Here is a 26360-nt window from a genome sequence, read left to right as displayed (position 1 = left end):
GCAGTTCTCCTATTCTAACAAATATCTTCACACATAACCGCATAATATTGTAAAAGTAAACTAAGGCCGGGTATAGGATGGTGAAGTTATATGCGGGGAGCTGGAGTGACTGGATTAGTTATGAGGGGAACCCGATAGCTGTCGGAGATGAAGAACAACCGGACAAGGCATAGCAGTATGCGTATCTTGAATACATCGCCATATGGGCAACTTGCTTTAGGCGATGTATTTTTTATGCTCGAAGTCAACACGAAATTAACATGCGCGCTCTGTAAATATTTTCAGGAAACCACGCGCTGAGCGCTTGTTGGTATGCTCCTTCATGTACCTTTTAACCCCTCGCACACGTACGTCCTCGCCGCTGTACACACATAAAGAAGACCGATCAGCCCCTCCTCGTGGGAATGGCTAATCGGCCCTTAACTACTCGTTGTTTACTTTACGGCTCCTTTTGAATGAACACTAAGTCAACAACGAATTCAACTTGTAATACGATCAACAGAAAAAGAGCGATCCGTACGGCTTGACCCAGCTATGTTGTATACTTCGCCTTAGCTCAAACCGTATTATTTAGTCAGACCCGTCCTCCACGGGCTTCTTGCTCCACAAGTCCTCTCAAGTGTAGCCAAGGAAGATCGTTGCACAATCTCTTATGAGGAGAATCCGATTGCAACGGGAGAAGAGTAAGATCTGAAAGGTCGCGTTGGTCGCGGGTTTGGGGGTTGTGGCAGGTTGCCACAGCCCTTTCGGTCTTCTCTGCAAACAGCTTGCCAACAAGCAGTTGCAGCAGCTACTCAAAAACTAGCTATAGCTAGGTGGTCGAGTCAGAAGGCTGGTGAACAATAGCCGGTTTTTCTGGCTCTCCTCGGTGAGCGGCGCTGTTCATAATCGCTGTAGAATCTGATAGGCAGTGTACTCACATCAGGGATGCCAGATCGATAGACAGCCGGTGAATCGGCTGCTGAACAGGCTGTCCCAGCCGGTACAGGAAGGAAGGTCGCGGTTCTTCGGACACTTGCTTGTGAATAAGACCGGCGTCATGAAAATCATGCAGACGCAAGGATAGTTGGCGAGGCGTTATGCCGGTGAGCGACTGGCGGATATCCTGGAACCGCTCGTGATTATAGTTCAGCGTTAGCAGAACAGACAAGCCCCAGGCCTTGTCTGATAGTCTGCCATGTCCAATCTGCTCTTCGCTGAGTTGGACGGCACGGGCTGCTTCGCGGTGGAGCCGTCCTTTGTCGGTCAGCACATACTCGGGGAGGAGCGGATGCCGCCGTTCTTGCGGAGATAGATGAACGAGCAAACCATCCGCTATCATCTTCTTCAAATTAGCGGTTAGCCGGGAAGGCGCGATACCGAGCTTGTTCTGCAGCGGGGTGAAGCGACCGCCACGTTCGTCAAGCGAAAGCAGGATGGGCAATGTCCATTGCCCGGTTAGCTCCCGACTCAGCTTTAGCACTTCTTCTTTCTTGCTCAAGACTCTGTAAGCGGTTCGGATAACATCAGATTATGCCCGTCGGGGTCCACGAAAGTGGCCAGCTTGGTCAACTCAGGAATATGTTCGACTTCACCAATAAAAGTTACCCCTTTACTCTCGAGCTGCTGTATCGCTTCCTCGATATTCCATACTTCAAATACGGTCGAAGAAGTAGCTGGTTCTACGGTCTCTGCCACTGAAAAACCAATTACGCAGTCCTTGGTGTTGGTATTCACCATGGCCATGCCACTCTCCGCATCATGAAAGATAACTTCGAAACCAAGCTTGCCTGAGTAAAACGCTATTGTTTGCTCTAAGTTGGATACGCTGTACCATACGGTTAGACCTGATCTGTACATAAATTAGCCTCCTATGATAAATCTGAATTTTACTACCGATAATATACCACGTATAATAACGGTAGTAAAGTGATCAAGGTTCCTCGTTCATACTCCAGAATGAAATTATATATGGGGGTAATGCGAGCGAATCTATTAGTTATGAGGGGAATTCAATTGCGGTGGGGGACGAGGAGAAGGAGTAATCAGCATAATAGTATGTAATCTGGAGTACATCGCTCGAACAGCGATGTACTTCTTTACGTTGTGCTCAGGCGTTCAAGAATATGCAATGACGTTGATGATCGGTTTTGATGCGTTTATCCCACTATTGCATCGTATTTGGCGGCCTCGACCGCGGAAAAAATTCGCGCTAAAGTGGTGGATCTCGCGGAACACAGCGATTGTCATCGGCCACGATCGGCTACTTTCTGGCCGAATGCAAGTGGGACGAAGAAGTGCTTTAAACCAAAGTCGTGCAGATGTCTGAAAGGATTGAGGAGCCGTTGTTCGTTATCGATGATAATAGGATCACCCGGAAGACAAAGCCATCGTCACAGGCACAGTCTCAAATAGAACCTACCGGTTTTTATCATTTTCATCCCGCTTGCCCCTCACCAGCAGGACATTCCACTGTCAACTTCTAAGCATTATTTATTAGCAGCAGCATACGGCTTGATTCATACAGGAAGTCTTAACTTGACATGTATTTGTCAAGTTTTATAGTTATACTGAAACCAAGAGGTGAGCGGATGCAAAGCAGCAGATTATTTCAAATGATTTATATTTTATTGGAAAAGGCGACTGTTACGGCACCCGAGTTGGCTGAGCGGTTCGCTCCGTTCTCTCCGAGCCAATGGCGCTGGCGTACCACAAACCAGGCTCTTGGTCTTGGCGGTGGAAGCAACGACCCTCGATCATCGTAGGCGGCAATGCAATGACGCTGGCGGATCACAAGTCTCTGTACATGCCCAACGTTCCTGATCTGAAACCATTTTCAGCGTATATCCGACAGCTGGAGTGACTGGATTAGGGGAATGCCAGATTTAACGTGTTGCCGTCTTCTTTTGGCTTTTATATGACTAAGATGGCTTCCAAAATGCAATATAGTGTTTACATTTTACAATACATAAGTTACAATCACTCCCAACCAATAACTGGAAAGGAACTCTCGTGTGCTTGTTAACAACGTTCGTGAACTGAGGGCCCGCTTCAGATAGTTGCAGCAGGACCTAGCGGATGACATCAGAGCCACTCGCCAGACAGTAGGGTTAATCGAGAAAGGAGATTGCTCCCCTTCGATTACGCTCTCTCTTAAAATTGCCGCAGCTTTCAAGTTACCCGTCGGGGAAGTATTTTATAAAAGATGTTAAAACGGATTATGTGTTCGCCATTACTTTCAACCCCATTGTTTCCCGGCATCATCGTAAATATTGTACAGAAATAAGCGTATTTCTACCGAGGGGAGAGCAAAATAATATGAATATAGCCGTCAAGTTGATGCAAAAATTCAAAGACCTCGATAACCAGAAAAAGCTGAAAGTTTACCAGGGCAAAGCGGAGCTTATCAGGAAACGGAATTTGGAAGCATGGGACGATGGGCAGTTTCAAGCGGAATCCCTCCGGCTGCAAGAAGAAGCAAAATCAGGTACGCCTTTGGACGAGCTGCTTGTCGATGCCTATGCACTAGTTTGTGAGGCAGCGAAGAGAACGCTCGGATTACAGCCTTACGATGTCCAGATCATGGCTGCCATAGCTCTACATGAGAGATTTCTGATCGAGCAGCATACCGGTGAAGGAAAAACACTCTCTGCTGTTATGCCTGCATATCTAAATGCACTGACCGGCAAAGGCGTTCATGTACTGACTTTTAACGATTATTTGGCCAAGCGGGATGCGGAGTGGATGGGCCCGATCTATCGTTTCCTCGGGTTAACGGTATACTCGGTTCAAGCGGGCATGAAATTGCCTGAGAAACGGGAAGCGTACGCCGCGGATATAACTTACGTTACGGCTAAAGAGGCCGGATTCGATTATTTGCGCGACACAATCGCACTAAGCGAAGCCGATACCGTGCATCGTCCCTTCCACTACGTTATCGTGGACGAAGCGGATTCGCTGCTGCTCGACGAGGCGCGGGTGCCGCTGGTCATCAGCGGCGATTCGGCCTCTTCCAGAAGCGACAGCTTTCGTTTCGCAGAAGTGGCTCGGCAGCTCAAGCAAGCAGAGCATTACGACTTTGACGAGTTCCAGCGGAACGTTTACTTAAATGAAGCAGGCGCTGCAAAAGCGGAATCACTGCTGGGATGCGGCAATTTGTACGATAGCCATAACGGTCACTTGCTAACGTCATTAAATTGCGCGCTGCATGTGGAATCGTTATTAAAAAAAGACGTCGATTACATCGTCCGGGACGGCAAAATCGAGCTGATCGAAGAATATACCGGCCGCGTGGCGGAGAACCGGTATTTGCCGGACGGGCTGCAAGCCGCGCTTACGGCCAAAGAAGGGCTGTACTCCATAGCCAGCGGGAAAATTCTCGGGACGATCACCATTCAACACTTCATCAGCCTGTATCCGCAGATTTGTGGGATGACGGCTACCGCGCATGCTTCTGCAATAGAATTCGAAGATATTTATGCAATGCAGGTCATGCAAATCCCGCCGAACCGGCCAAACATCCGGATCGACCACCGGCACCGGATTTATACCCATAAAGAAGCCAAGCTTAAGGCACTGGTACAAGAGATCTCATCAGTCCATGAGACGGGACGTCCAATTCTCATTGGTACATCAAGCGTCGAAGAGTCTGCTATGCTGGCAGAGGCGTTAGCCGTTACCGGCGTACCTTGCCATGTTCTGAATGCGAAAAATGACGCTGAAGAAGCTGGCATCATCGCCAAAGCTGGAGAACCCGGCGCAGTGACGGTGTCTACAAATATGGCGGGACGCGGCGTCGACATCCGGCTCGGCGGCGGCGCCCCCGCACAAGCAGAGGTAGTCGCCAAGCTTGGCGGGTTGTACGTGATTGGCACCCATGTGAACGAAAGCGTGCGGATCGACGACCAGTTACACGGGCGTTCCGGCCGCCAAGGCGACCCGGGAGCTTCCGTTTTTTATGTAAGCTTGGAGGACGAGTTGCTGCTTCGCTTCGGCATCCATAAAGCGGTTCGCGCTCCCAGGCAGGATGAGGCTCTTGAAGCACCGGGGCTCAGCAGCAAGATCACCAGTATTCAGCGTATTGTTATGGGCCAAAACTTCGATATCCACAAGGAACTGAACTGTTATTCGGATATGGTGGAGGATCAGAGGCGGCTTTTATACGAGGAGCGGCTCCGAATTTTGACAGGTGAGAAGCCGATGAGTCCTTCGGAGCAGCGAGTCAGGCTTTATTATATCGACGAGTTCTGGGCTGAACATCTTGCATATGTGTCTTACCTTCGCGAAGGGATTCACCTGGAGAGCCTTGCCAGCCGCAATCCGATCGACGAATTTCATGCGCAAATCACCGAAGTCTACGAGCAAATTCCTTCTAAAATAAATAGCGCGTCGGAGAATATGCTTGAAAGGCTCGGAGGTTCAAATGACCCTGCTGAGTGGGAAAAGTTCGGTCTTAAGAGCCCGGCTTCCACCCGGACTTATATTATCAATGATCAATACCTACAGAATAAGCGAACCTCATGGACAGGAACGACTGTATTTGCTTATTGGATTCGCATGATTATTAGGCCGATATTCAAGCTCTCAAAATATTGATGCAGCGTAGCTTTCAAGGATAATCGCGTTGCCGCCCATTTGCTGCACGAAATAACGGCTGATCTGAGCTATTCCCGGAAGATTTGGAAGCAGGTCGATGATGGTTCAGAACAACAGGTGAATTCCGGTATGAGACGCAAGCTCGGCTTGCCCTTCCCGGGACAGCAAATCATGATTGCCGATAAGCCCAGCACCGTACTGAACTTTTTGCGGAATGCCAATAGAATGGAAGCCATTCATCTGAGATCCCTTGGCCGCCCGCCGCAGCACTGACATAAGGAATTTGCTCGAGCGGCTCTTCGGCAATACTTACGATCTTAAGCACTGCTCTGCCTGTTTTTCCTGCTTTTCTCTTGCTCACGCTTTGCCTTCACACCTCGCCTCTTGCCAAGCTTCCAGTATAGGAATTGGCGCTTTGCGGCTAAATTGACCGCTACCTTCTTTAGTCCACAGCGGAGGATAATAGCCAAAGACCTGACCAGGTTGAAGCTTCAGGGCCGCCTCTTCCCATCCTTCCCAACGGAATGTCTCATAGAACAGATCAAGATCCCCTTCCGCCAGCCAGCCGATGAACCCGGAATAGGCCAATTGGGTCGACTCCCATTCCAGCGTATCCGGGGCAAAGTAATATACATGCCCGCTCTGCCCGAACCGTCCCACATCAAGTCCAAAAAAACCGCCTGCAGCATCATAAGCCACAATCAGCAGGCCGGGCAATGCAGGAATATCTTGTGAGGCTGCAAGACCATTCCAGGAAGTAAGACTCCCATAGATGCCTTCGCCGCCAGCGCCAAGAAGTGTAATCCAACCATGCTCAAAAACGATCCCTCCGGTCTCGTAAGCAATCGCTCCCAGATAAGACTTGGTGCTTACCTGTAAGCGAACGAGCGTCTGTGCTGCTGTTTCCGGTTCCGCTGCTGTCAGCCGATAGGTGCGAGTACCTTGACTCAGCAGCTCTCTGACTTCTTCCCAAGCATGATTCTCCAAATCCACCAATTCTGCTACAGATAATGAGTGCATATTCTTCCGCCTCTCTCATTTATAATGTATCTCGTGATTGCGCCAATAATGCGGCTATATGTACTTCTACCAATATATACCCAAATCAAACACGTCAATAATCCCTAATGAATTTGTCCCCGATATGAGCCTACGAGGCCGATACAGCTTTACTTACATATTGAATCACATCATAAAGCGTCCGGTTGTGCCCTTTCCCGTTGATCTCCTCATCCAGTTCGAGCCGTGTGATGAAGCTATGGTCTGATTGTTGAAAATAAATACCTGCTACGGGGAATGGAGTTACACCCTCAGTGCCGTCCCCTGTTATGTACTCACCGATGATCGCAATGTCAGTGTATCCATCCAGATTCACATCCTTGAAAGATACTCCCTTGATCGCCTTCAGCGTTCCTCTGCTGTTTCCATTAAATACAGGAAACGAATACAAAATATGCTCTTCACTATCCAACAGGAAAAAATATGCCTGATCCATACCATTTGTGTTCCTTACGGTGGATACAAACTTCACTTTCCCCCAGCCTTTTAGATTGGTAGTAAAGGATTGGTCTTTGTCTACGGTGTATTGATTGATGTCTATTTTTTGCGGTTCTGCCCCATCAACATTAAATGATTTCAGTGCTTGCCGTACCTCAACACCTTTTCCAGAAAATTGTACGGTTACACTTGCATCTTTATCACTTGTAATTACAAATCCATTTGTATGCTCTGAGATCTCTATATTCATTCCTATATACTGCTGGTTTTCAACAATAAGTGTGTTATCTACAATACTCAGGTCCCAAAAATCATTAGAGCTAATTGTGTTAGTGAAACTATGTTTCTTCTCAGTCCATTTCTGATTGTCCAGCTCCCACGACGATACAAATACGGGCGTAGGTGAATACAAAGAAAGGTAACCTCCTAATAAAAGCTCTATCTTATCGTTATAAGTACGAATCACAAAATCTCTAACTATCTCTGAATCTTCATTCACAACTAATTGGGCATGTACATGCTGCTCATCATTCCACCACTGAATAACTGTATATTTATCCTCGAGCTTACCCTTTAGACCTAGAGGCGCCTGGAAATTAACAACTTTGATATTAAATTTTCCGCCTTCATGTACTACCGCTTTAGTCGATGCAAAAACTACTTCATCAAACTTGTTACTAAGTTCACTATCCTTTATTTTAATACTGTCCTGCATGTTTAATAGAGCAACTAACCCCGAAATAAACTGATCCAGATTACTTTGTCTTATCTCATTCTTTAAATCTTGATTTTTACTGTTACTTAGTTTAATTTTCAATTGTTCCAATTCACGTTGATAGGAACCGCTTGAGTCCGACTCGTTAATACGGGGCAAACCTATATCCGGTTTTGATTGGAAGTTAGTACATCCGTTCAACGTAATACACAACAGTAACAGTAGAAAAACATGTAATGTTCTCATTTAATCTATAGCCCCATTTTCACATAAATGTTCATTTGTCAGATCGAAAAAGCCGGCCCCTTTACGGGAGCCAGCCCTTATTTTTACTCAGGGTATCTTGTGATAATATAATCGCCTACAGCTTTTATATGTTCCAAAGTAAACATACGTCCCCAGTGAATAGATGAATTATAGTTCCCTTCCGCAAGGGTAATATTTGTGTCATCTATGCTGAGAATAATCACTGAATGGGTATCATTATTAATCCTCACAATATCTCCAACTTGAATATTGTTAAAATCCGTATGCTTGCGAGCGGGTAAGTTACCAAATGCCGCATCACTTAATATAAAAGCAAACCCCACACAGCCATAACCTCTACTATAAATGCCACCATTCCACGCGTAAACATTACCGTTTGTCCATGCCATTCCCTCAGGATATTGTTCCTTTAGGGCAATCATTTTTTCATAAGCAGCCTCTTCTGTAGGTACAGGTGTTGTTGTGTTAATTGAAGTATTTATTGAAGTATCTATTGATGTGTCTTCTATTAAATTGTCTTCTTTTGAAGTGTCAACAGGCTCAATAATAACCGTCCGTGAATCTGATCTATAACTTACGGCTCTGCCTAATGACTCTGCGATAACACGAACGGGCACTAATGTACGCCCATTTATCGATACTGGCGGGGAATCAATAGTCACTTTTCTATCATTTTTATAAATATATTCATTTCCTATTGAGAGCTTAACCACATCACCGTTTTTAGATAAGGCTGTAATCGATAGTGTAGCATCATCCCATTTAACAGTAGCATTTAATGCTTCAAAAATAACTCGCATCGGTATCATAACACGATTATTTATTACTTGGGGCGGAACATCAAATTGCAAATTCGTACCATCGAGCCTCACAGTAACTTCGTTACTTGCAGCATTTACACTTGTCACACTTACAAAACACATGAATATCATTAAAAGAATTGATAATTTAATTGTAATTGTCTTAAATATGTTGGTATTCCCCTTTATATATATTCTATGTAAACCGCAAAAGACAGAAAGAAATCCGTTCATCAAATATGGACGGGGGGATTCATATATAGAGTTTAATTCTTCGCAGCAACTTTATAATACGAATCCAGACCTTTTTTAATTCCTTGAACAATTTTGTCCTGATATTCATCCTCACTTAACTTCATGTCTTCTTTACGATTCGTCATGAATCCCATTTCGATAAGCACAACCGGTACGGTTGACCAGTTGAACCCGGTAAGATCACTCCTAGGAATTAATCCGCGCGATGCCGCCTGCGTTTCTTTCAGCACCGCTTTAGACAGAACCTTGGTGATCTCCAAACTTTGCGATGCAATCTTCTTCGTAGATGGGATCTCAGTAGAAGGATAGAGAAAGGACATGCCTTGAATCTCGCGATTAACGCTCCCATCTGCGTGTAGTCTAAGGGTCATATCGGCACCTGCCTGATTACATCTAATGGCACGCTCGCTGTTTGATATATCCACATTATTAGTGCGGCGAATCATTACCACCTTGTAATCCTTCTGAAGGGCTTGCTCCAATTTCAACGCCACTTCCAGTGTAAGTTTGTATTCGGTTTTACCAGTAGCTATGCCCTGCGTACCGCTTGACACCTTTGGTTTAACCGTTTTGCTTCCTGGCGCTACGGGCTCTTTAGAGTTATTACCTTTACTCTGGTGTCCCGCATCTATGCAGATAACCGTCTTTCCCATTGTACTGGCTAATGATGTTACATCTGCTGTTTTCGCCTCTACTGTATTTGGAAGGCTGCCTGACGTTAATAAAATCATAATAGCTAAGAGGATTGCATTCAATTTCGCGCGCATTTTTAACTCCTATCAGTTAGGCCAAGGATCACCACTATATAATTTGTTGACTCCGTAATGGAACATCCGCAACAGGTGGGACTTAGTACCTCCTTTCCTTATTCTCCCATTTTAATCTAAACTTAGTGGTATTATTATTTAATAGTTATACCGTAATACATAATTCGACATCATACAAAATATCCCTTCATATTCTGCACAAATGTAAATTTTCAATGAAGTCAAAACTACTTATGAACAAGAAAAATGGTTTCTAATCTGACGTTTGATAAATCCTTGATCATGCGTATATCCATAAATAAACTGTGCTTCAATTCAAAAAAATGAGAATTATTCTCTCCCCGAATCCGACTCTATCACCGGGAACACTAAAGTAGGTTTCTTTCAAATATTCACTTTCAGGGATTAGCAGCCGAAGAATATATTATGTTTAATACATAATATTAACTGTTTTGAGAGATTTGGAGGATAATAATCGTGAAGTCCCATGTTACACTGATTGCATCTTTAGTACTTATTAGCACCCTAATGACTTCCTGTTCAATGAGCAAGTCCGAACATGAAACAGGTGCGAATGGCAACAACTCCAAGGCAGCCGTGGAAACCGCGCAAGCTTCAAGCTCAGCGCCTGCCCCCACTGAGGCCATCGACGAGAAAGCCGCCAAGTTAGAACTCGAGGCCCAGGAATTGGCCAAATACAATGCCTATGTAGACCTGAACAACGCAATGACAGGACGGCTCCAGGATGTGCTGAATGATTATTTTGAAGAGTTCGGTTATGAGGCCAAGCCGGTGATTGACAAGTATTTCAGCGCCACAATGCTCTCTCTAAGCGAATCCGGTGAGAAGGCCATGCAGACTGCGTTCGCCGCCGCTACCGACAAGCCAAGCTTCGGGAAACTGGACGCCCAGGTCAGCCTGCTGGAGCCAATCCTGACAGAACTGCTTGCCGCACTGGCTGAAGCGCATGAGTATTACGAGATCAAAGGCTATGTCGATGATCAGTTTGCCGGAAGCAAGACGATGCATACCCGAATTGTCAAGGCAGAGGCTGCCTATGAAGAAGCTTCGAGCGAGTTTTTCTCGCTGCTTGGCGAGATGGAGGATGAACGCACAAGAAACAGTCTTCAAGAATACAAGGATAACGGTCAGGATCTGAATTACACCGTGATGCTCTTTTTACTGGATGCGGAAGGCCTGGCAACGGAGATGGATGACCAGGGAATTCTGGCGGACAACATTCTGAAGCTGGATATGGCGAAATTCAAAGCGAAATACGCTGTTCTGACGGAAGATCTCAAGCTGCTGATGGAATATGCGGCAGACGAGACAAGAGTCGTATCGGAAGGATTCTCTAGCCACTCGCTCGAAAGATATGTTGATGCAGCCAAGAAAGTCAAAGTTTCAGGTGCTGAAATTATCGAACGTGTCAACAAGAAGCAGCGTGTAGAAGATTTTTATTTGAAAAGCTCTTTCTTCCGCGAAAATCAGTCAGGCACACCCGAGAAATTCAGCAAGTCTTTAAGTGAATTAATCGCAGAATACAACCAATTGCAGTAAGCTACTCTATGCAGGGGCTGACCCAAAGCCATGAAATGGCTACTTGGATCAGCCCTTATGTTAGTAGGATCAACGTTAGGCTTGATGAAGAAGACACTCCGTGAACGGACAGTTGTTCCATTTGCTGTGCTTTCGCGCTCTCTGTTTCATTCACCCTTTAATCCCCCTATCTATTTGGTGTTATAATGATCTCCAAGTAATTTATCCCTTGAGTTCGAGTACGGAGGCATACAGAATGAATATTGAATTTTGGATTACAGCTTCGATCAGCGATTTGGTGTTTTATCCCGATGAGTGGGATGATAACTATGTGACACACCCGAATTTCCAGGCGATCTTGAATGAACTTGGTATAACCGTTCCTGTGGAGGAGATTCATGAACACTACTTCAGCAATCCTGTACATACTGGCGATATGCTGGTATTCCGCAATCAGGAACAACCCTCGGAATGCATTGTCCTGAATACCTATCGAGACCCGTTGGACCAACTTGATATGATACAGTTTGGCTGGAGCACCGTGAACAGAGGGGAGACTATACGGCAGTTGTCCAGGCACTTCTATGATGAATGCGAATATGCCGTTCGCTACGAGGAAGGTCAGAGTGTACTCTACCATATACTGAGAAAAGGCCCATATTCGCGAACTTTCCACTACAATACCGTCTTTGAACAGCAACTCAAATCCTACGACCTGTGACACTGGCTACCAGTGTTATTTAGCCATATTCAGCCAGAAGACACTCCACGCCGATATTCCGCACGGCAGAGCCGTTCGGCTCTGCGTCACAGCGCTGGTTACACGAGTTGATTGAGACTGATGTGACTTCACTCGCCACCAAAACTCACAAGGCCCCCTCCCTTCATTAGCTACGTTATCCTACAAGCATCAACCCGATAATTATTTATTAAGCTACAGCTTCTGGAAGCAAGGAGACTTACTTCGGGACCACTTAAACTTACACCTTCCTACACAGGGAATATTTACAAAAGCAAGCAGATCAGTTATATTGTACTGGTACATTAAGTACACTGTTCGCGGAAAGGAGGACTTTTTTGGAAATTATTATTAGCAGTAATAGGAATAAGCCCATTTATGAACAGATAACCTCGCAAATAAAAACAATGATTATGAGTGGAGAACTGCAAGCGGGAGACCCTATTCCCTCCATGCGGTCGTTAGCAAAATCTATTCAAGTCAGTGTCATTACTGTCCAAAAGGCGTATGAAGATTTGCTGCGGGATGGATTCATTGAAACAACTGTTGGACGTGGAAGTTTCGTATCTGCCTCCAATAAAGATGTCTTTCAAGAAGAGCAACAGAAGAAAATTGAAGAGCACTTAACTATTGCAGCTGAAATTGCCCGAACGAGCGGAATTAAATTGGAAAAGATGGTAGAAATGCTGACTGTCTTTTATGCGGAGGATAAAAAATGAATCATAGTCTAGAAATAGCAGGACTAACTAAAACCTATTCTAATTCTGATTTTCATTTAGATAATGTTTCGTTCTCTATTCCTTGTGGAACAATTATGGGATTTGTTGGTGAAAATGGAGCTGGAAAAACAACGACCATTAAATCCATATTGAACACAGTTAAAAAAGATAGTGGAACTATTAAAATTCTGGGTCAGGTTATGACAGACAAAGACATAGGAATTCGTGAAGACATAGGAGTTGTCTTTGATGCTGCGAGTTTTTCAGGTGTTGTGACACCCAATAAACTTGCAAAGGTTATGGGCGGAATTTACAAACAATGGAATCAGGGTTTCTTTTTAAATATCACGAGTAAGTTTGACCTTCCTATGGATAGAAAGATCAAGGAATTTTCACGAGGAATGACAATGAAGCTTGCTATTGCAGTCGCATTATCACATCATCCCAAGTTACTTATTTTAGATGAGGCAACTTCCGGTTTAGACCCCATTACCAGAGAAGAAATTTTGGAGGTTTTTCTGGAGTTCGTGGAGGATGAAAGCCATTCAATCCTTATGTCTTCCCATATCACAAGTGACTTGGAAAAAATCGCTGATTTTATAACCTTTATTCATCAAGGAAAAATTATCCTTACTGCGAAGAAAGATGATTTGATTTATGGATACGGAGTGGCCCGCTGCAAAATAGATCAGTTCAATCGTATTGATAAAGCCGATAGACTTGCGTACAGAGTAAAGAATTTTCAAACAGACGTTCTTGTAAAAGATAAAAAAGAGTTCGAGCGAAAATATGACGGTATTATTGTTGATAATGTATCTATTGATGAAATTATGCTGCTCCTGGTAAAGGGGGAGGAATAACGTGCAAGGGTTACTGTTGAACAATTTTTATTCCATGCAGAACAACATAAAGACATCCTTTGGAATAGCTTTATGTTTGTTGTTTGTTTCTTTTGTGGCAGGCGATACGTCTGTACTTAATGCGGTCATTGCTGCACAGATTATGGTTTTCCCTGTGAATGTAGGTTCTTCTCTGCAGATCGATGAAGCATCTAAATGGAGTAGGATAGAAATTACCTTGCCAATAAAAAGGAAAACTATTATCAATGCCAAATACATTTCATTTATCATGTTGATATTAATGGGTACTGCAATCAGCTTGTTTACTCCGGTTCTTTTCTATTTAAGAGATTTAGATACTACTAGTTATTTGAATTTGTCATCTGGGTATACTATGGGCCTGTCACTCTCTATTTCAACAATTTCCATTTTATATCCGGTTATTTTAAGATTCGGAGTTGAGAAAAGTGAGATGATGATTTTTGTGTCGTCAGGCTTGTCAGTGGTTATCCGAATTGTGGTGTGGGTTCTTCTAAGAATGGTATGGGATAATGTAAATTTTAATGGCAGCGAGGTAGGAATTGCCTCTTTAATTGTTGCGGTTGTAATGTTTGTGGCATCTTATCTCCTATCGGTACAGATACATAGGAATAAGGAATTTTAATTCTTTCGATAAGCTTGTTTGCTGGAATTTATATAAGTTTTTTAACCATTATATTTATCGGTATAACGAGCTCGCGTAGTACGCGGGCTCGTTGTGATGGAAATAAAACCGCACTTCAACTAAAATCGCGGAAATACGGTCTTATGCTGCTTTAGTACCGATAATACTCCGGCAACAGATTCCGGCCTTCTTTCACACTTTTGTTCACTATATCGATTAACTCTTCCGTCGTTCCGTAGATTTCCTCTGTAGGAATACCCTCACCAAAGTTTTCTTTGTATAGGGTATTCAGATCTCGAAACTCTTTCGTAGCCAAACTCATTAAGGCGTTGGTCCAGCCATAATACTTGGGTAACAGATTATAACCCTCAGTAATGCTTTCTCGTACCTTGTATCGGTATCCTCCAAGAGTTTCAGTTTTGGGAATGTCTATCTCATGCATGTAACCGTAATGTTTATTATATTCTTCTAGAATCTCCTTGTATTCTTTCGAATCCAGCATATCCCACACCAATTGATCTTCCGATGTCTGTATCAATTCATTCACTTTACGAAAATAAAAATCTATCTGTTTGTCCTTCGCTCTTAATGATTCCTCCAGTTCCTTACGTTCAGCCGCTTCCCCAGATAAACGAACTTCCTGCCTGGAGTGGCTATACCATAACCAACCGCTGCTTGTAATTAATACAATGAACACAATTATTCCACAATACTTCCATTTCCTCTTGGTCATGAGCTCCCTCCAGTAACTCTTCAAATCTCTTATAGAAGAATAAAAATAAAACCACACTTCCAGCAAAAATCACGGAAATATGGTCATGCGCTGCTTTAATATCGATAATACTCTGGCAGCAGATCCCTGCCTTCTTTCACACTTCTATTCACTATATCGATTAACTCTTCCATCGTTCCGGAGATCACCGCTGTAGGAATAACATCACCAAAATGTTCATTGTATAGGGTGTTCAAATCTCGAAACTCTTTCGTATCTATATTCATCACTGCTCTAGACCAACCATAATACTTGGGTAACAAATCATATCCATAATCAATACTTTCCTTAACTTTATAGCGCAGCCCTTCTATTGTCTCTGTCTCAGGGATATTCAATTCATCTAGAACGCCATAATACTCACTATACTCTTCCAAAATATTCTTGTATTCCTCTGATTCCAACATATCCCATACCAATTGGTCGTCTATGCTCATGTCTTTTCCTTTTGTAAGATCATCTCTTAATTTTTTCTGATTCAACTCGTGTATCAATTCATTCACTTCATGAAAATAAAAATCGATCTGTTTATCTTTCGCTCTTAACGATTCCTCCAGTTCCTTACGTTCAGCCGCTTCTCCAGATAAACGAACTTCCTGCCTGGAGTGGCTATACCATAACCAACCGCTAGTTGTTATTAAGACGATGAACACAATTATTCCACAATACTTCCATTTCCTCTTGGTCATGCACGCCCTCCAGCAACTCTTTCAATCTCTTATAGAATAAAATAAAACCGTATTTCCAGCTAAAGTTACGGAAATACGGTCTTACCTGCTTTTTAGAGTCCATAATACTCCGGCAGTAAATTCCGGCCTTCTTTTACACTTTTATTCACTATATCGATTAACTCTTCCATCGTTCCGTATATCTGCTCGGTAGGTATACCCTCTCCAAAATGTTCATCATATAGGGTGTTCAGATCTCGAAACTCTTTCGTATCCAAACTCATCAAGACGTTGGTCCAGCCATAATACTTGGGTAACAGATTATAACCCTCAGCAATGCTTTCTCGTACCTTGTATCGGTATCCTCCAAGAGTTTCAGTTTTGGGTATGCCGTCCTCGTCCATGTAGCCGTACTGTTTATTATATTCTTCTAGAATCTCCTTGTATTCTTCCGTATCCAGCATATCCCACACCAATTGATCTTTCGACGTATGTATCAATTCATTCACTTTACGAAAATAAAAATCTATCTGTTTATCCTTCGCTCTTAATGATTCCTCCAGTTCCTTACGTTCAGCCGCTTCCCCAGATAAACGAACTTCCTGCCTGGAGTGGCTATACCATAACCAACCGCTGGTTGTTATTAAGACGATGAACACAATTATTCCACAATACTTCCATTTTCTCTTAGTCATGAGCTCCCTCCAGTAACTCTCCGAATCTCTTGTAGAATAATAATAAGACCGTATCTCCAGCTAAAGTTACGGAAATACGGTCTCATCCTACTTTAGTACCGATAATACTCTGGCAGCAAATCCCTGCCTTCTTTCACACTTCTATTCACTATATCGATTAACTCTTCCATAGTTCCGAAGATCATCTCGGTAGGAATACCATCATCAAAATGTTCATTGTAAAGGGTGTTTAAATCTCGAAACTCTTTCGTATCTATATTATTCACAGCTTCAGTCCAGCCATAATACTTGGGTAACAAATTATAGCCATAATCACTACTTTCCTTAACCTTATAGTGCAGACCTTCTATTGTCTCTGTCTTAGGGATCTTATGTTCACTTAGAACACCATAATGTTCACTATATTCTTCCAAAATATTCTTATATTCCTCTGATTCCAACATATCCCATACCAATCGCCCGTCTATGCTCATTTCTTCTCCTCCTTTTGTAAGATCATCTCTTAATTTATCCTGATTCAATTCGTGTATCAATTCATTCACTTCATGAAAATAAAAATCCACCTGCTTTTCCTTCGCTCTTAGCGATTCCTCTAATTTCTTACGTTCTGCCGCTTCCCCAGATAAACGAACTTCCGGCCTGGAGTGGCTATACCATAACCAACCGCCAGTTGTAATTAAGACGATGAATACAATTACTCCACAAAGCTTCCATTTTCTCTTAGTCATGAGCTCCCTCCAGTAATTCTTCGAATCTCTTATAGGCAGTTGGGAAATACTTCCTAAAATTAGCGCGCCTAGTTGGATCAAATTGAGCTTCATAACAATGAGCAAGAGCTTCTATATATATTTTATCAGGATTTTCTGTCCAATATTTCACAGGATGCTGCCATTTCCCCAGGATTCTCTTGGTATTCTTATTTACCTTTACTATACTTAATCCACTATAAAGATCGGATACCGCAGAAAGGCTATTGGGCATTAATTCCTTACTTATTTTCTCGTATAATTTCTTGTAATCAATTAATGATTTCTCCTTCCCATTCCAATAATCCGGATTCATAATGTCTTCGAGTCTTATTTTTGTATTGCCTAGCTTCGATATTAGTTTAGGATCCAGCTCGCTTAAATACATTGCATTCGCACGAGATTCCATTATATTTTTAAAATCAGCTCTTAAATTCTCCCGGAAGGTCTTATCATCGGATAAATCGCCCGCAGCATGATCAATGTAATGGCCATACTCATGAAAGAAAACTACACCTGTACCTTTATCAGTAAAATCACCTCTAATATTCAGAAAAACTTTCTCCTTGGAATCACGATAATAAGAACCATCATCAACACCCGTGAGTTCTTTCATTGAGTCATCTTCCACATACTTCAAAAATACTTCCTGCGCAATAGGTGTGCCCTTCATATATCGTTTAATCACTTCTTTAAGATATGTATCATGATCTGCCATCCCGGAAAAGGTCCCCATCTTCTTAATGAACAAGGCTTCAATAAGCTCTTTTCTCGTAGGTGCGGCTCCCGAGGTTGCATCCACAGGTTCGGGTATCCTTATCTTCAGGAGATCATAATAAGCCGGGGGCTTCGGAGGAAATGCGTTAGGTAATAGTGGAGTAAACACTTTTGCAGCGTCTGCCTGTTCTTGCTCACCAAAATTGATCTTGCCCTGTTCACCCCGTTTTTGCCCTAAGGTTAAGTGGAAGCTGCCTGTACCGGTGTGGTTGTCATAATTCTCTTCATAATTAAGTACATAAGCTTTGGTAAAGTTTAATTCACGTACAATCTGTTCTCCTTTCTCATAGACAATAGACACCTTCCGGTAAAAGTCCGCTTCGGGAGCATAGGGTAAATACGCCCATTTGGTGAGTTCCAAAATACTTTTTTGAGTAGTCCGCTGTTCACTCTTAAGGGAAGGTTCTATTCTTCCGACTATTCTTAGGACATACCCCGTATCCCCGGTCCTTGCCATCGCATTCCCAATAGTATTGTGTAGATATTCGGTAGATACTAACGATTCTTCATACAATTCAATGATGTTGTCTTCCGTATCCAGCCCTTCAATTCTCATGGAAAGTCCCATCCATCCACCTCGATTCGCCAGTTTTCCAATTATATCCTCAAGACATAAGAACCATTTTTTCCTTTATTATGTATATCGGTTATAAAATATTTTTTCATTATATTCCATATAAACAATAAAATTCTTCCACAGCAATGGGAAAGCCCCCCGTTTGTGAGACTGGGATCAAAACACCTTACAAGTCAAAGAAGCCAGTCGCCGGAAGTGGCGACTGGCTATTTAGTTTCGCTTGAATCGCTTGATAAACTCTACCTCTCACTCGAAAAACCCCAAAAATTCTTCAATCGAATCCGCTAGAACACCGTTTGGATTTTCGTCATAAGTGTCAAAATAACCGTAACCGCAATCAATCCACTCAACCTTGCCTGTGTCATTATTAAGGAGGATACAAATATCGCCGATGTTGACAAACAAGGAACCGATCATCATCCGTTTGCCAAAATCATTGCCGCCGGTCCATTCACGAAACCCGTATGCAATAAAATCCGCAAGCTCTTTTTCCGAGCCGGGCATACTCAACATGACCTCGCAGTTTCCTTCACAATTGTTGAACGAAAACCAAGTATCCCAGCGAGTTCCTTGCGGTTTGATATGGACTTTCTCTCTGAGATTTAAAACACTGCTGTCCATCTCCCCAAATGAGCGAGTATACAAGCTTTTTATGCCCTCGCATAATGGAAATCCAACCTTCTGCTCGGCCTCCGTAAAGTCAATCGCCAGGCTCCCGCGTTCTTTTTTTGACAAATTAGTTAGGTTCATCATATTTCCTCCCCTGAGTAATTAATGCCTCTGCAGTACGCCCCCTCCCTTTACAAGCAAACCTTGTTCTCTTACACTTGAAGGTACTATGAAATAAAAGGAGGAAGCAGCTTGGAGCAACAATTTTTAATAATGGCACCTTTATCTGAACTGGCTTATTGGCCGGATGAAGATGCGGCAGAATATTTGGTACATCCTAACTTTCAGAACATCATGGACGCTCTGGACATTACAATCCCTTTCCATGACATCTATGAATATGCTCTGGAACAGCCTGTCCATACTGGTCATGTGCTTAAATATGTCCATAAGGATCAACCTGGAACTTACATTATCCTGGACACCTATCAAGATCCGATAGACCAGCTGGGCATGGTACAGTTCGGATGGCGTGCTACCCATAATCATAAGCTGATTCAGCAGTTGTCCCGAAAACTGTATGATGAGTGCGAACACAAAGTCTTTTACCATGAAGGCCAGTCTGTACTTTATAAGCTGACAAGACCTGAGCAATATCCCCTTACCCTCCGTTATGGAGACAGAATATTTCAACAGGAGCTTAAAATCTACCAGGTATAGACTACAGCCTCACAATCCGCCGGTAATGCAGCTGATCGAGCCAATCCATCCATTCCTGTTCGTCTTCATGATGGTCATGGTAATATACAGCCGTTGTCAAATAACTGAAAAACTCGCCCGGACCGCCGCTGTGAATAACCATACCGTCGCCTCCTTTGCCAATCGACCCACCGTCTCCAGTCCTGGTCAGCTCCTTCTGATATGGATCTCCCAGAAAGTAAAGCCCGAAAGCATTCGGCAGCTCAAGATGCATGGAATCGTTCATTCCGTCTCCCCATGGGAACAAGGTCCGGCAGCCAGCACCATACAAATACTCCCATTCGTCTTCAGTCGGAATGTCAAATTCCCGCTTCAATGTGTAATCGGCCCAATCCTCGAAATCCTCACTTTCATTGAACAGATAGATGCGGATCTGTTCACCATCACGATCCAGACGATAGGAAGGATAGTATTCGCGGTTTCCGTTAGAATTGTTCTTGAACGTATCCAACCGCTCGAACAGCTCGGCGTGTTTCTCTGCATCCAGCTCCCGGGCAGTCACTTCTGTCCAGCCAACAGACTGGGTATTACGTTCTACCAACATCGGCTGGATGACAGCGTTTCTGACTGGAGTCATTATTCCGCGCAGCCTCTCCTCCACCTTCTCGGACGCCACCCTGATTAGCGCAAAACTTTCTTCCATAACCCTGGAGGCTGTACTGTCCGGCTCCCCGGACCATCCGTCCCAGCCCAAGGTTACCTCGTTGCCGGGAACAAATACAAATTCGACCCCTTCATAGGCGCACACTCCCGTTTCCAAACTCTGCCCATAACGTTCAAAGCGCTCCAGCCGACAGAACGAGAAGCCTTTCGGCAGCCGTTCCTGCAGCATTTGTTGTTTTTCAGGCCCGGATAACCGGCTCCACGCCGCATGATTCAATGTAACCATCTGATTGTCCCCTCTCATAATAAATGCCAATCTGCTCTCAGGAAAACCCAGTTTATATACGTCGTCCAAATTTTTTCAAGTATTCCTCCACGTCATTATAGCAGCTCTCTCGCCAATAAAGAGATGTCATTCCCTCCATTTCAAGCCGCTAATGACCCAAAAAACACAGAGCAGCAGTTCTCCGGTAACAGGAGAATCGCTGCTCTGTGTTTTATTACAGTTTGGACTTATAGGCCAGCCTATTATTTAAACGAAACAGATTCCAAAATCTTATCCGTTTCAGCCTTCGACGCATCATCTACGTATGTAAGAATAAAGTTGAATGAATAGCCTTCAATTAATGTGCTGTAATATTCTTGTGTGACTACTCCCAAGTCTCCGTTATCAATGGTACCTTTCAACATGTCCATATCTTTGCCACCGACTTTTACCGTCGTGATTTCTGCAAATTCATACGGCAGCTGGCTTGCCTTCGCCTGCTTTATATAAGCTTCCAGATAGTCCTTACCGTCCTTAATACCTTGGAGCATGCTTAACTTCTCGGCAACAGAGACAATGGAAGGTCCGACTTTACCTGAGTCTAACGAAAATTTGGAAGCCATCAACAGGTTAAGTGTTTTGGTTTTTGCCAGATCCAACTTTTTCTTCTTGTCTGCATTATCACCGGCAACAATTTCCAAGCCAGCCTCCATAGTCTCTATCATCTCATCTTTGTTCTGGAAAACCCATTCTTTTGGGAAGTTAAGGGACACACCAAAGTAATCATTCTTATATGTACCACTTTCAGTCACACCTAAGCTTACTTCTTTATCTTTCCCCCCGCATGCCGTAACCATCATCAGCATTAAAACCATTACCATTGATAATAATCCAACTTTTTTCTTCATTATACCCTCCTGATGTCTCTCTCTTTTTTAAACACCAGATAATTTTAGCATGTTGCCCCATCATTTCCCACTATATAAAACTATAGGGAAGTGCTAAAACAATGACATCCGGGTCGCGACAGAAACAGCTTCTGAGCTGGATCGAACATCCAATTTATCAAAAATAATTTTCTTATGATGATTCACTGTACACTCTTTGATTTTTAATTCTGAAGCAATCGCTTTTCCTGTCAGTCCTTGAGAAATCAGTTCAAGTACGTTTAATTGACGTTCACTTAGTTGTGCTGAAAGCTGTTCAGCGGCCTGATTTACAAGCTGGTCCTGGTAATTGATCAACATATCTGCCGGAATCAGCTTGGCAATCGCGATCAATTCACTTTTCATATCCGAATTAATCGTGGAGACATCGAGATAACCAACAATTTCTTCATTAACAATTAAAGGAATCGAAAAACAATGCCAATCTTTAAAAAAAGGGTTCTCATGATCTTCAGGCGGTAAATACACAGGACAGCCTTGGGCAATGGCCTCTGATATTGCATTTACACCACAATGATCCTCAGTAAAAAGCATTCCTAAGTGAATAGGCGACCTGCTCACTGTTCTCTCCAAGTTAGGGCTGTAATCCATCGCGAGCAGAACTCCCTCTTCATCCGTAAGAAGAAATAAAAAAGTGCCGGAAAGATGTTCTTTAATATTGAATATACAGTCCTGGAAAACTTCAATTAATAGTTGATTCGGTGCACTTTTCCGGATAAATTGCTGCGTATTCGATAGCAAGCAGCCTTCTTTCCCAAGTCTGCAAGATGTATCGATGATATTAATCATTACTATATTTCTCCTTCCGTTTATGCTCATCCAGATTGTGGATATTCCTTTTATACATATCGGAATAACTGCAGGAGAACTTAAATTTTATGAATAACTCTCTTTAAATTTTAATCTTCCGTTCCTCCTTTCCTTATCTCAAGTTTTTAAGTTCAATCTATATAGAAGTATTTTTCGCGGAGAATGCAAAAAAACCGCCAAGGTTCTGGCGGCGTAAAGCTATACGTTAACGAAATAATAAAAGCGGAACAATTATGTGGGGGGTAGCCAACACTACCAAATAAGACGATATCTAAAAAAGCCATGGATACATATTAGTCTATAAAAAAATACAATATAAGTCTATTACTTTTTTTGTATAAATTGTATGTTATATAAGCGGCCGCGGCGCAAAACGAAAAATGAAGGGAGACACATTACATGATTACGCTCAGAAAAATCACGCTGGAAAACCGGCGTGCCATCTTTAATCTGGAGGTTTCAGAAGACCAACGCCGTTATGTTGCGTCCAATCTGTCAAGTATGGCTTCATGTTATGTTCTGACCACCAATGGGGGTCATCCGTTTCCATTTGCTATTTATGCGGATGAACAGCCTGTCGGTTTTGTAATGCTGACTTATGGAATCACCGGATACGATCTCCCGTCAGTAGCAGACGGTAATTATTGCATCCTGCGGCTAATGATTGACAAGCAATTCCAGAATCGGGGCTATGGCCGGGCAGCTATGACAAAGATTTTGGAATTTATCCGCACCTTTCCAGCCGGGCCTGCAAATTACTGCTGGATCCCTTATGCAGGCGAAAATTCCTTCGCCCAAAAGCTTTATGAAAGTTTCGGCTTCCGTGACAACGGCGAAATCTGTAACAACGAGTTAGTAACCGTATTGCAAATCTGAAATGCGGCTTAACTATTTATACGGATCAGGAATTTCTTCCCACTGGCTGGTAAAGACATCGGCTTTAATCGTGAATTCCCTGCCCTCTTTCCTGACTTCACCGAACAAATAACCATCCCCGGTAAAGCCGGAAATCCAGTCCTTGCTGACCGGCTCGAAGCCTTCGGTATCCAGAATGGGCTGGAGCAGCTTATACAGCTCCTTCTGGTATTTGCTGCCGTCAGAGATCTCCCACAAATCTATCGCTTCCCTGTTTACAAGGCTTCTCAAGGGATTGCCGGAGATAGCGTCATAAACCGTTCCGGTAAACGGATTGATTTTATAGGTGTTACCTTGCCCTTCGCCGTTCGGCGGATCAGTGAAATCCACAGTGTATTGGTCGCCGTCTTTGCCAAAGGTCCAGCCGGTTGCAGGAAGCCTTTGTTCCATCATGGACTTGATCTCTTGTTCGCTGAGCGGCGGAGCAACGAACGAGCCATAGTACATCTGTACGCTGTCAAGGGTCAGGTCCTTGCCGTAAACAACAACAACATCGAGCGGAAACTCAGTCATAGACGCAGCGCCGGACAAGCGGGCCACGATACGGCCGCCTGTCAGCTCATACGAAACTATAGCACCAAATCCGACCTTCTCCCCCCATGCTGCCTCAGTGTAATCATAAACTTTGCTCATATGCTTTCCATCCAGTTCAGCAGAGACATAGGTATGGTTATCGCGGTGTGTAATGGAGGATTTCAGCCTCTGATTCAGCGCTTCGACCGGATCCTCCACCACAAGCTCTTCCAGGGTAACAGGCTGCAGAACATGAATGTCATTCATATAAAGTCCTGTGCCGGTGCCGGTCGTAATACGAATGAAGATTTCTTTAGTACCGTCCCCGTTCAGGTCAGCTTCATCAATGATCGGAGGCCGCGTCTCGTCTTTACCGGCATCCCACAAGAACGTGCGGCTCACTTCACCCCGTACATTAACTGTGACTTCATGCAAAAGCGTATTCTCCCCTGTGGGCTTAGCGGTCACAGTGATCCCGTTTTTTTCTCCCAACAGAGTCCCTTTGACACCGGATGCAGTGGTATCTTTATCCTGTGAAGCTGCCGGGGAAGCAGCAGGAGTACTCTTCTCCGGGACCGGCGCAGAATTCAGCTTGGCCCCGGTCAGGCTACAGCCGCTTAAGAGCATAATTACGGCCAGGCCCAACAGCGTGTTCTTTGCTGTGATTTTCTTATGCCTTGTGATCATGATTATCCTTCTTTCCATTTCCTTTTTATTGCTTGAAATGCCAGCTGCTCCGGCCAGACTGATCGGGCCAGGTAATGTTTCCAACAGTTTGAGAAGAGTCAGCGCGTAGCTTCTGTGGCATTCCGGTTCAAGATGTGTCAAGACCAGTGCATCACACGCGACCTCCTGATCCGCTTTCATTTGGCGTACGGCATACCACAGCAGCGGGTTGAACCAATGCAGGGCCAGCAGCAAGCTTGTCAGCAGATTCAGTGGAATGTCGCGGCGTTTCAAATGCGCCAGTTCATGGAGAAATACATGGCGGAGCCCGCTTGCCTCCAGAGTATGCAGCGTGGATGCCGGCAGCAGCAGCCTGGGCCAAATAACACCGAGCAGCGCCGGGACGGGAATCTGCCTCGTCTCGATCAGCTTCACCGGACGACGCACCTGCAGTTCGCAAAGACAGGTTTCGAACAACATTCGGATGTCCGGAGAAATGACCTCCGGTTCCCGCCGAACCCTCGCCGTGAAGCGCATTTGCGCCCGGACCAACAGGCCCAGTACCACTGCAGCTCCACCAAGCCATACCAGTCCCAGCAAATATAGCGGCGTCCAGCCTGCATCTGCAGCCAGAGCATTCCCTGTCCCCGGCTGAATAACACTAACCGGCGAGGTCGGATTATCCGGTATTAGACCCGGTATCGTCGTTAGCGGTGAAAGTCCGGCACCTGCTGTTCCAGCGTCAGGCGGGGAGCCTGATTCTCCACCGGTCCACCCGGCCTCAAGCTTAATGCCGACCATCGGCTGCATTGACGGAATGGAGGTAGTCTGCGCCAGTTCTTTCTCCAGCGGCAGCAGATTAAAAATGCTGAACGCGCTCTCCGGTGCCCAAGGAATGGCCAACCTCACAATCAGCGGTATCCATAGTAGATACGTCCAGGCCGGTTTTAAACGATCCTTGAACAGAAACCGGGCAGCCAGGATCAGCAGAGCCAGTACGCTCGCCATCGCGGACAGCGACACTACCTTGACGAACAGATTGTATGCAGCTTCCAGCAAGCAGCTCAGTCCTTTCGTTCATCCAAAATTCTCTTCAATTCATCAATATCTTCCCGGGACAACTTCTCATCCTGCAAAAAGTTGACCAACATCGGACGCAGAGTTCCGCCGTAGATCCGTTTCAGAAACGATTGGGTCTCCGATTGAACGCATTCCTCTTCCCGTACAAGCGGGTAATATGAATACACCCTTCCTGTCTGGTTGTACCCGACGGCCCGCTTCTCGGTCAGACGCTTAATCAGTGTCCGTACCGTCTTCGGGTTCCAGTCCCGGCTGCCTTCCAGCACTTCAATAATTTCACCTGCAGTGCGAGGGGCCTCTGCCCACAGCACCTTCATTACTTCCCACTCGGCATCCGAGATTCTTGGAGTTTCCGTAGACATATTCTTTCCGCCCTTCTACCCGTTTCCATGACTACAATTGTAATCCAATTCCAATAATATACAAGTATATCTCATTTATGTCAACCAGAAGCAGCTCTTATCTGCGAGGTTTCATGCATGTTCAGAGTTTTCCGGCGAAACTGGGCCGTTCCCCAAATTAACTCTATTGACGTTATAATCCACTAGTGTTATATTACACTCATGTAATATAAGGAGGAAGA

The 26360-nt window shown here is 44.2% G+C and carries 27 protein-coding genes; 10 read left to right on the top strand and 17 right to left on the bottom strand.

Annotation, left to right across the window (positions count from 1 at the left end):
- Positions 1–916 precede the first annotated feature (916 nt).
- Together NST99_RS14905 and NST99_RS14900 are read right to left on the bottom strand one after the other, a co-directional pair.
- Positions 917–1480: a winged helix-turn-helix transcriptional regulator gene (locus NST99_RS14905; RefSeq protein ID WP_341092728.1), complete on the bottom strand. Its 564-nt coding sequence runs from the start codon at positions 1478–1480 to the stop codon at positions 917–919.
- On the bottom strand, positions 1477–1839 hold the full coding sequence (locus NST99_RS14900; protein ID WP_341092727.1) for a VOC family protein: 363 nt from the start codon (positions 1837–1839) through the stop codon (positions 1477–1479). The genes NST99_RS14905 and NST99_RS14900 overlap by 4 nt, the downstream gene beginning before the upstream one ends.
- 1199 nt (positions 1840–3038) lie before the next feature.
- On the opposite strand from NST99_RS14900, the gene NST99_RS14895 reads away from it, so the two are divergent.
- From NST99_RS14895 to NST99_RS14885, 3 genes are all read left to right on the top strand, one after another.
- A complete protein-coding gene (locus NST99_RS14895; protein WP_341092726.1) occupies positions 3039–3191 on the top strand; it encodes a helix-turn-helix transcriptional regulator in 153 nt (50 codons plus the stop codon).
- A 106-nt stretch (positions 3192–3297) separates the two neighbouring features.
- Positions 3298–5574 carry a preprotein translocase subunit SecA gene (locus tag NST99_RS14890; RefSeq protein WP_341092725.1) on the top strand — a complete coding sequence of 759 codons (2277 nt, stop codon included), beginning with the start codon at positions 3298–3300 and terminating at the stop codon, positions 5572–5574.
- A 39-nt stretch (positions 5575–5613) separates the two neighbouring features.
- Positions 5614–5847: a hypothetical protein gene (locus tag NST99_RS14885; protein ID WP_341092724.1), complete on the top strand. Its 234-nt coding sequence runs from the start codon at positions 5614–5616 to the stop codon at positions 5845–5847.
- An 84-nt stretch (positions 5848–5931) separates the two neighbouring features.
- On the opposite strand, the gene NST99_RS14880 is transcribed toward NST99_RS14885, so the two are convergent.
- From NST99_RS14880 to NST99_RS14865, 4 genes are all read right to left on the bottom strand, one after another.
- Positions 5932–6594 carry a DUF2625 family protein gene (locus NST99_RS14880; protein ID WP_341092723.1) on the bottom strand — a complete coding sequence of 221 codons (663 nt, stop codon included), beginning with the start codon at positions 6592–6594 and terminating at the stop codon, positions 5932–5934.
- A gap of 130 nt (positions 6595–6724) precedes the next feature.
- Complete coding sequence (locus NST99_RS14875) at positions 6725–7897, bottom strand: hypothetical protein (RefSeq protein WP_341092722.1); 1173 nt, start codon at positions 7895–7897, stop codon at positions 6725–6727.
- A 218-nt stretch (positions 7898–8115) separates the two neighbouring features.
- Positions 8116–9087: a copper amine oxidase N-terminal domain-containing protein gene (locus tag NST99_RS14870; RefSeq protein WP_341092721.1), complete on the bottom strand. Its 972-nt coding sequence runs from the start codon at positions 9085–9087 to the stop codon at positions 8116–8118.
- A gap of 32 nt (positions 9088–9119) precedes the next feature.
- Positions 9120–9875 carry an N-acetylmuramoyl-L-alanine amidase gene (locus tag NST99_RS14865; RefSeq protein WP_341092719.1) on the bottom strand — a complete coding sequence of 252 codons (756 nt, stop codon included), beginning with the start codon at positions 9873–9875 and terminating at the stop codon, positions 9120–9122.
- Positions 9876–10418: 543 nt separating this feature from the next.
- Between NST99_RS14865 and NST99_RS14860 the strand changes: the two genes are divergently transcribed.
- The 5 genes from NST99_RS14860 (at position 10419) to NST99_RS14840 (ending at position 14375) form a co-directional block, all read left to right on the top strand.
- Complete coding sequence (locus NST99_RS14860; RefSeq protein WP_341092718.1) at positions 10419–11435, top strand: YiiG family protein; 1017 nt, start codon at positions 10419–10421, stop codon at positions 11433–11435.
- A 235-nt stretch (positions 11436–11670) separates the two neighbouring features.
- Positions 11671–12135: a hypothetical protein gene (locus NST99_RS14855; protein ID WP_341092717.1), complete on the top strand. Its 465-nt coding sequence runs from the start codon at positions 11671–11673 to the stop codon at positions 12133–12135.
- A gap of 356 nt (positions 12136–12491) precedes the next feature.
- Positions 12492–12872 (top strand): GntR family transcriptional regulator, encoded by a 381-nt coding sequence (locus NST99_RS14850; RefSeq protein ID WP_341092715.1) that lies wholly within the window; start codon positions 12492–12494, stop codon positions 12870–12872.
- Entirely contained in the window at positions 12869–13732 is an 864-nt protein-coding gene (locus tag NST99_RS14845; RefSeq protein ID WP_341092712.1) for an ABC transporter ATP-binding protein, read from the top strand. The genes NST99_RS14850 and NST99_RS14845 overlap by 4 nt, the downstream gene beginning before the upstream one ends.
- A 1-nt stretch (position 13733) precedes the next feature.
- Positions 13734–14375, top strand: a complete 642-nt coding sequence (locus NST99_RS14840; protein ID WP_341092711.1) for an ABC-2 transporter permease — start codon at positions 13734–13736, stop codon at positions 14373–14375.
- Positions 14376–14526: 151 nt separating this feature from the next.
- Here the strand turns inward: NST99_RS14840 and NST99_RS14835 are convergent, their stop codons facing one another.
- From NST99_RS14835 to NST99_RS14810, 6 genes are all read right to left on the bottom strand, one after another.
- The gene (locus tag NST99_RS14835; RefSeq protein WP_341092709.1) at positions 14527–15108 is read right to left on the bottom strand and encodes a hypothetical protein; all 582 of its coding nucleotides are present in this window, start codon (positions 15106–15108) and stop codon (positions 14527–14529) included.
- A gap of 95 nt (positions 15109–15203) precedes the next feature.
- Positions 15204–15836 carry a hypothetical protein gene (locus NST99_RS14830; RefSeq protein ID WP_341092708.1) on the bottom strand — a complete coding sequence of 211 codons (633 nt, stop codon included), beginning with the start codon at positions 15834–15836 and terminating at the stop codon, positions 15204–15206.
- Positions 15837–15928: 92 nt separating this feature from the next.
- Positions 15929–16510 carry a hypothetical protein gene (locus NST99_RS14825; protein WP_341092706.1) on the bottom strand — a complete coding sequence of 194 codons (582 nt, stop codon included), beginning with the start codon at positions 16508–16510 and terminating at the stop codon, positions 15929–15931.
- 92 nt (positions 16511–16602) lie between these two features.
- Positions 16603–17238, bottom strand: coding sequence for a hypothetical protein (locus tag NST99_RS14820; RefSeq protein ID WP_341092705.1), 636 nt, complete (start codon positions 17236–17238; stop codon positions 16603–16605).
- Complete coding sequence (locus NST99_RS14815) at positions 17231–18589, bottom strand: hypothetical protein (RefSeq protein ID WP_341092704.1); 1359 nt, start codon at positions 18587–18589, stop codon at positions 17231–17233. The genes NST99_RS14820 and NST99_RS14815 overlap by 8 nt, the downstream gene beginning before the upstream one ends.
- Positions 18590–18856: 267 nt before the next feature.
- Positions 18857–19360, bottom strand: coding sequence for a hypothetical protein (locus NST99_RS14810; protein WP_341092702.1), 504 nt, complete (start codon positions 19358–19360; stop codon positions 18857–18859).
- 111 nt (positions 19361–19471) lie between these two features.
- On the opposite strand from NST99_RS14810, the gene NST99_RS14805 reads away from it, so the two are divergent.
- The gene (locus NST99_RS14805) at positions 19472–19939 is read left to right on the top strand and encodes a hypothetical protein (RefSeq protein ID WP_341092700.1); all 468 of its coding nucleotides are present in this window, start codon (positions 19472–19474) and stop codon (positions 19937–19939) included.
- A 1-nt stretch (position 19940) separates the two neighbouring features.
- Here the strand turns inward: NST99_RS14805 and NST99_RS14800 are convergent, their stop codons facing one another.
- The 3 genes from NST99_RS14800 to NST99_RS14790 all read right to left on the bottom strand — a co-directional run bounded on the left by NST99_RS14800 (position 19941) and on the right by NST99_RS14790 (position 22582).
- Positions 19941–20867: a hypothetical protein gene (locus tag NST99_RS14800; RefSeq protein WP_341092699.1), complete on the bottom strand. Its 927-nt coding sequence runs from the start codon at positions 20865–20867 to the stop codon at positions 19941–19943.
- A 242-nt stretch (positions 20868–21109) separates the two neighbouring features.
- The gene (locus NST99_RS14795; RefSeq protein WP_341092697.1) at positions 21110–21754 is read right to left on the bottom strand and encodes a hypothetical protein; all 645 of its coding nucleotides are present in this window, start codon (positions 21752–21754) and stop codon (positions 21110–21112) included.
- Between the two features lie 93 nt (positions 21755–21847).
- Positions 21848–22582, bottom strand: a complete 735-nt coding sequence (locus NST99_RS14790; protein WP_341092694.1) for a helix-turn-helix transcriptional regulator — start codon at positions 22580–22582, stop codon at positions 21848–21850.
- A 420-nt stretch (positions 22583–23002) separates the two neighbouring features.
- Here NST99_RS14790 and NST99_RS14785 point away from each other — a divergent pair, with 420 nt between their 5' ends.
- Positions 23003–23479: a GNAT family N-acetyltransferase gene (locus NST99_RS14785; RefSeq protein WP_341092693.1), complete on the top strand. Its 477-nt coding sequence runs from the start codon at positions 23003–23005 to the stop codon at positions 23477–23479.
- A gap of 12 nt (positions 23480–23491) precedes the next feature.
- On the opposite strand, the gene NST99_RS14780 is transcribed toward NST99_RS14785, so the two are convergent.
- Positions 23492–25756 (bottom strand): M56 family metallopeptidase, encoded by a 2265-nt coding sequence (locus NST99_RS14780; protein WP_341092690.1) that lies wholly within the window; start codon positions 25754–25756, stop codon positions 23492–23494.
- A gap of 5 nt (positions 25757–25761) precedes the next feature.
- On the bottom strand, positions 25762–26139 hold the full coding sequence (locus NST99_RS14775) for a BlaI/MecI/CopY family transcriptional regulator (protein ID WP_341092689.1): 378 nt from the start codon (positions 26137–26139) through the stop codon (positions 25762–25764).
- Positions 26140–26360 lie beyond the last annotated feature (221 nt).

The sequence above is a fragment of the Paenibacillus sp. FSL L8-0470 genome (assembly GCF_038008625.1).
Classification (GTDB): Bacteria; Bacillota; Bacilli; order Paenibacillales; family Paenibacillaceae; genus Paenibacillus_AQ.
Note: the sequence above shows the minus strand (reverse complement) of the source record. Positions and strands in the feature narration are given on the sequence as shown.